The sequence below is a fragment of the Streptomyces silaceus genome, assembly GCF_001419745.1.
Taxonomy (GTDB): Bacteria; Actinomycetota; Actinomycetes; order Streptomycetales; family Streptomycetaceae; genus Streptomyces; species Streptomyces silaceus.
The window spans coordinates 1-5,807 of record NZ_LIRJ01000480.1; the positions used below are offsets into that span (position 1 = coordinate 1).

Below are 5,807 nucleotides of genomic sequence, written 5' to 3' on the forward strand. Positions count from 1 at the left end.
AGATGTGTAGACGAGACAGGCCGAAGGAGACGCCCCCGTCCCCCACCCGCACGGGCAGCAGATTGGCGTTGCCCACGAAGGACGCCGTGAACTCCGTCCGCGGCGCCCGGTACAGCTCCCGCGGAGTGCCGCAGTCCTGAAGCCGCGCCCGGTCCATGACGGCGATGCGGTCCGCGAGGGTCAGCGCCTCCACCTGGTCATGGGTGACGTAGAGGATGGAGACGTCGGGCAACTCCCGGTGCAGGCGGGCGAGTTCGGCCAGCATCCCGGACCGCAGCTGCGCGTCGAGGGCGGACAGCGGCTCGTCGAGCAGCAGNNGGCCACCCGCTGCTGCTGCCCGCCGGACAGCTCACGCGGGAACCGCTTGGCGTACGCGGCCATGCCGGTCATCTCCAGCGCCTCGGCGACCCGTCCGGGGATCTCCCCCTTGGCCACCTTCTGCGCCTTCATGCCGAAGGCGACGTTGTCCTCGACCCGCATGTGCGGGAAGAGCGCGTACTGCTGGACGACCATCCCGATGCCCCGGCGGTGCGGCGGCAGCCCGGTGACGTCGCGGCCCCCGATGAACACCCGCCCCGACGCGGGCCGCACGAAGCCCGCGACGGCCCGCAGCGCGGTCGTCTTGCCGGAGCCGGAGGGCCCGAGCAGGGCCATGACCTCGCCGGGCTCGACGGTCAGGTCGAGCGCGTCGAGGACGGTGTGCCCGCCGTACGCGACCGAGACGCGGTCGAAGCGGATCCCGCTGCCCATCAGCCGACTCCCCTGAGTATCGCGGGGAGTTCGGCGACCGAGCCGAGCACGTGCGTGGCGCCGGCCTCGCGCAGCGCCGCGTCGCCGTGGGCGCCGGTGAGGACGCCGGCGACGACACCGGCCCCGGCCCGCACCCCGCTCTTCATGTCGTACGCGGTGTCGCCCACGACGGCGACCTCCTGGACGCCGGAGACGGCGCCGGTGCGCAGGAAGGCGCTGAGCACCATGTCCGGGTAGGGCCGGCCGCGGCCGCCCGCGTCGGCGGGGCAGAGCGTCAGCCCGACGAGGTCGCGCCAGCCCAGCGCGTCGAGGATGGCGTCCTGGGTGACGCGGGCGAAGCCGGTGGTCAGGACGACGGTCCGGCCGTCGGCGCGCAGTTCCTCGATGGCCCTCTCGGCGCCGGGGACCGGCGCGATCCGGCCGCCGTCGACGAGCGTGCCGTACGCCTTCTCGAAGGCGGCGTTGGCCTGCTGCGCGAGCGTCTCCTCGCCGAACAGGTGCCGGAAGACGGAGATCTTGGACTCGCCCATCGTGGCGCGCACGTACTCCAGCTTCGCGGCGTGGTCCGCGGAGTCCGGTACGACGCCGAGTTCGCGCGCGGCGGCGGCGAAGGCCTGCTCGACCAGGCCGCCGTCGGCGACGGTGGTCCCGGCCATGTCCAGGACGACAAGGCCCGTGCGGTGCGTGGTCATCGCGTTCACCATCCCAACTCGTCGGCGGTCTTCTCGGCGATCGCGGGCGAGCAGGTCATGCCGCGCCCGCCGGGCCCGGTGACCAGCCACACGCCTTCGCTCACCTGCTGGCGGTGCACGACCCGGCTGGTGTCGACGCACTGCGCGTACACCCCGGCCCAGCGGCGCCGGATCTTCGGCAGCGGCCGTCCGAGGAAGCCCTCGACGACCTCGGTGAGGTGGTCGTAGGGGTCCTCGACGGTGTCGAAGGCGAAGGGGTGCTCATACTCGTGGGTGTCGCCGATGGTCAGGCCGCCGTCCTTGCGCTGCACCATGAGCAGCTGCATCTTGTGCGCGGCGGCGGTCGGCGCCTGGGCCTGCCCGGCGTTGAGCTCGTCGAGCGCGGGCGACCGGTACGCCGGGTAGTAGCGGAAGCTGTCCGCGTCGGCGACGGACGTGGTGAGCGGTTCGCCGAGCGGCTCGGTCTGCATCATCTGCAGCCGCACGCGGCGCACCGGCAGGTCGGGGCCCGCGAGTTCGCGGACCAGGCCGCCGAGCCAGGCGCCGGTGGCGAGCACGACGACGTCTCCGGAGTGCACGTCGCCGTGGTCGTCGCGCACCGCGCCCGCGCCGACGACCTCGCGGACCTCGCGGCCCGGCAGGAAGGTGTAGCGGTCGGACGCCGACAGGGCCTCGCGGAGGCGGAGTTGGGCGGTGCGGGGCTCGACCGCCGCGTCCCGCTCGCACCACAGGGCCGCGCCGAACGCGCCGCGCAGGGCCGGGTTGAGCGCGCGCGCCTCGTCGGCGCTCAGCAGCTTGTAGCCGCGGGCCGCCGCGTCGGGGCGGGCGAGGGCGGCCTCGGCGACGGCGCGCTCGCGTTCGTTGCGTACGAGGGTGAGCGAGCCGTTGGCCCGGAAGCCGAGGCCCGGCACGCGCGCGCCGATGCCCTCCCACAGCTCGCGGGCGCGCAGGGCGGTGTCGAGCTCCTCGCCGCCCGCCCGGCCGCTCACCCATATCTGGCCGAAGTTGCGCAGCGACGCCCCGCGGGCCTCGCTCTCGCGCTCGATCTGTACGACCTCGTGGCCGCGTTCCACTGCGTGCCAGGCGTGCATGGTTCCCACCACGCCGGCTCCTACGACGATGACTCTCACGGCGGCAACGCTCCTGGGGGTGGGTGACCCGCGCGGGGCCGGTGGGCAACGGGACGGTGAACGGCCACCCAAGCTTGGCCTAGACCCGTTACGTTCTCGTTATCGTCGTGGGTCGACCGGCGTACGGGACGCGGAGGGTCAGCCGGCCGGGTCCGCGCTCCCCAGGTGCGTGGTGAAGGAGAACCGGTCGCCCCGGTAGAGGGTCCGCACCCGCTCCAGCGGGCGACCCGAGGTGTCCCGCGAGAGCCGGTGGATCAGCAGCATCGGCAGCGCGGGCGGCGTCCCGATGAGCAGCGCCTCGCGGGGAGTGGCGAGGACCGTCTCGATCCGCTCGTCGGCGTCCCCGAAGGAGATGCCGAGCTCGTCGCGCAGATAGGCGTAGAACGACGAGTCGGGCTCGAAGTCCCCGTCGAGCCGGGGCACCCGGGCCACGGAGACGTACGTGCTCTCCAGGCCGACCCGCTCGTCGTCGGCGAGCAGCACGCGCTCCATGTGCCAGACGGGCTCGCCCGCATCGGCGCCGATCTCGGCGGCGAGCGCGGGCGGGCACGGGAAGCGGTCGAGCGAGATGAGGTTGCGTCCCGGCGTGCGCCCCTGCCGTCGTACGCCTTCGGTGTAACTCGCCAGCGACAGCGGCTGCTCCAGTTTGGGGCCCGCGACGACGGTGCCGCGGCCCTGCCGGCGCAGCCGTCCCTCCAGGAGCAGTTCGCGCAGCGCCTGCCGCACGGTCTCGCGCGCCACCTCGTACCGCTCGGCCAGGTCCCGCTCGGTGGGCAGCGGCTGCCCGTCCCCCAACTCCTCGATCAGGACGGCGATCCTGGCCTTCACGGCGTAGTACTTCGGGATGCGTCCGTGCTCCGGGATGCCGGATCGGATGGGGGCGCCCGGCGCCTGGTCGAGCAGGTGGGCGGCGGGGTGCGCGGGGTTCGGGTTGTCCACCCGGGGATGTTCGCAGACGTACGTGAACTGGAGGGTGAACGGCGGGTGTCCTCGGACAGGGGCCCGGTCAGGCCGCCTTCGCGTCCCCACCGGCCAGGAAGGGACGCAGCAGCGCGAGCAGGGCGCGCGGGCGGTGCAGCGGGATGATGTGGCCGCAGGCCTCGATGACGTGTCCGGTGAGATCGTCGGCGACCGGGCGGAGCTGGCGTTCCAGCGCGGCGCCGACGGGCCGGGCGCCCACCGCCGTCGTCGGCACCGTCAGGCGGGCGGTGGCGACCGCCTGCTCGATCTGTACCGCGCTCTCGGGCAGCGCCCGGTAGTACGAGAACGCGCGGCTCAACGCCGGGCGGCCGGTGTACGCGCGGACGAAGGCGTCCCGCAGGTCGGGGCGCACCCCGTCGCCGAGCGTGCCGGCGCGCAGGAACCAGTCGACGTAGGCGGCCTCGTGGCCCTCCAGCACGGTCTCGGCAAGGCCGGGCGCGGCGGAATGGAAGCCGAACCACCACGGCGGCCCGTCGGCGAGGAAGTCCTCGGCGCCGGGCAGCGTGCCCAGAAGGGACTCCATGACGACCAGGCGCCGGACGAGACCGGGGCGGCGCAGGGCGAGGAGGAAGGCCGGCGCGGTACCCGCGTCGATGCCCACCACCGCGGCCGAGGACACGCCGAGCCCGGTGAGAAGCGCCGCGGCGTCCTCGGCCAGGGTGCCCGCGTCGTACCCGGAGGCGGCCGGGCCGCTCGCGCCGAACCCGCGCAGGTCCGGCGCGATGACGCGGTGGCGGCCGGACAGGTCGGCCATGACGTCCGTCCACACCTCCCAGGTGTGCGGGAAACCGTGCAGCAGCAGGACGGCCGGGCCCGATCCGGCGAGGGCGACGTTCAGTTCGACACCGTTGACGGGGACGCGCCGCAGTTCGGGCATGGGGGCTCCAGGTGCCTGGTGAGGAATGGTGACCAGGTCACGCTAGGGAACTATCCTGGCCCGTCCAAGACGGCACTTTCCCTTCAGGTGGTGAGCCCCGAGTGACCACGTCGAGGCCCGGCGAACCCGGCCGGCGGCCCGGTGAGCGGGGTGACCTGCTGGATCCGCGCTGCCCGGCCCGCCAGTTGCTCGACCGCATCGGCACCAAGTGGACGTCGCTGGCGGTCAAGGTGCTGGCCGAGGAGGCTCCGGACGAGCTCCGTTTCGTGGAACTGCGGCGCCGTATCCCTGGCATCTCGCAGAAGATGCTGTCCGTCACCCTCCAGAGCCTGGTCCGCGACGGCCTGGTCGCGCGCCGCGTGGAACCCACCGTGCCGCCCGCCGTCCACTACCGGCTCACCGAGCTCGGCCTGTCCCTCGAGACGCCGCTCGCCGCCCTGCGGGCCTGGGCCGAGACACACATGCCGGAGATCGACCGCAGCAACCGGCTCGCCGACGAGTCGCCCGCCGGCTAGGGCCTGGCTCCCGGTGGCGGCGCGCTCTGCTCTCTGCCTCAGGTTGCGGGACGCGTTGGTTCCGCGGGGCGATGCGGTGGCCGCCCCGGCCGGGAAGGCTGCTGCGCAGGACCGGGGAGAAGAGGGAAGGCCGCATGGAAGCGCGCACGTCACCCGACTGGCACGTCGTGGGAATCCTGGGGGCCGCGCGCGGCGCACGGCCGGGAGCCGGGGACATCAGATCCACTTCCGATGCACGCCCCGGCGGCCCGGCCCTCCGGCCCGAACGCGCCGGGATCCCGCCACGAGGGCGCCGCCGACGACGACGAGGGCGCCGGCCGTGATCCCCAGCGCGCGCGTGACCCGCGGGCCCGTCTCCGCGAGCTGCCGGGGGGAGAGCGGCTCACCGGTCCCGGTGCCGGGGCCTTCGGCCACGATGTCGAACGGGTAGTCGTTGGACTCGCCGACCCAGTCGCCGTCGTCGCCCCGGCGCTGCACGAGCGCGGCGGAGGCGACGACGTGGTCGGCCTCGGTTCCGGGCGCGAAGGCGAGCCTGGCCTTGACGGTGACGGTCCGCCCCGGGCCGACCGTGAACCCGGCGAAGCCGTCGTCGAAGACGCCGATGTGCTCGTCCTGGTCGGTCTCCTCGAACGGCACCGGCCGCCACCGCGTCCCGTCGTGGAACTCCAGCCGGATCTGCCGGGGATCGAGCGTCTGCTTCCGGTCGACGAGGACGAGGATCGGGTGGATGTTCCCGCAGGACTCGCCGGTGGTGTTGGTGAGCCCGATCGTCCAGGACTGGCGGGCGCCGCCGGGGCGGTAGGTGGCGGGGCCCTTCTGGATCCGGGTGTCGAGGGGGAAGTCGGCGCTGTCGCCGGGGGCG

At 74.0% G+C, this 5,807-nt stretch carries 6 protein-coding genes and 2 pseudogenes; 1 reads left to right on the top strand and 7 read right to left on the bottom strand.

What is annotated here, in order from left to right; translation table 11 throughout:
* The 6 genes and pseudogenes from AOK22_RS43275 to AOK22_RS34645 form a co-directional block, all read right to left on the bottom strand.
* Positions 1-316 (bottom strand): annotated as a pseudogene (locus AOK22_RS43275) (2-aminoethylphosphonate ABC transport system ATP-binding subunit PhnT); the annotation flags it as partial.
* Positions 317-318: 2 nt separating this feature from the next.
* A pseudogene (locus AOK22_RS43280) lies at positions 319-750 on the bottom strand (ABC transporter ATP-binding protein); the annotation flags it as partial.
* On the bottom strand, positions 750-1,442 hold the full coding sequence (locus AOK22_RS34630) for a phosphonatase-like hydrolase (protein ID WP_107102102.1): 693 nt from the start codon (positions 1,440-1,442) through the stop codon (positions 750-752). The pseudogene AOK22_RS43280 and the gene AOK22_RS34630, both read right to left, overlap by 1 nt.
* Positions 1,443-1,447: 5 nt before the next feature.
* Positions 1,448-2,572: a TIGR03364 family FAD-dependent oxidoreductase gene (locus AOK22_RS34635; protein WP_055702677.1), complete on the bottom strand. Its 1,125-nt coding sequence runs from the start codon at positions 2,570-2,572 to the stop codon at positions 1,448-1,450.
* A 138-nt stretch (positions 2,573-2,710) separates the two neighbouring features.
* Positions 2,711-3,511 carry a GntR family transcriptional regulator gene (locus AOK22_RS34640; RefSeq protein WP_055702678.1) on the bottom strand — a complete coding sequence of 267 codons (801 nt, stop codon included), beginning with the start codon at positions 3,509-3,511 and terminating at the stop codon, positions 2,711-2,713.
* Positions 3,512-3,578: 67 nt separating this feature from the next.
* Positions 3,579-4,430 (bottom strand): alpha/beta fold hydrolase, encoded by an 852-nt coding sequence (locus tag AOK22_RS34645; protein ID WP_055702679.1) that lies wholly within the window; start codon positions 4,428-4,430, stop codon positions 3,579-3,581.
* Between the two features lie 101 nt (positions 4,431-4,531).
* Here AOK22_RS34645 and AOK22_RS34650 point away from each other — a divergent pair, with 101 nt between their 5' ends.
* Positions 4,532-4,945 carry a winged helix-turn-helix transcriptional regulator gene (locus tag AOK22_RS34650; RefSeq protein WP_055702680.1) on the top strand — a complete coding sequence of 138 codons (414 nt, stop codon included), beginning with the start codon at positions 4,532-4,534 and terminating at the stop codon, positions 4,943-4,945.
* A 216-nt stretch (positions 4,946-5,161) separates the two neighbouring features.
* Here the strand turns inward: AOK22_RS34650 and AOK22_RS41110 are convergent.
* A partial coding sequence (locus tag AOK22_RS41110; protein ID WP_055702681.1) for a hypothetical protein occupies positions 5,162-5,807 on the bottom strand: 646 nt, incomplete at its 5' end.

Coding starts and splice junctions, on each gene's coding strand:
- AOK22_RS34645 (WP_055702679.1), bottom strand. CDS start 4,430: ATGCCCGAACTGCGGCGCGTCCCCGTCAACGGTGTCGAACTGAACGTC.
- AOK22_RS34630 (WP_107102102.1), bottom strand. CDS start 1,442: ATGACCACGCACCGCACGGGCCTTGTCGTCCTGGACATGGCCGGGACC.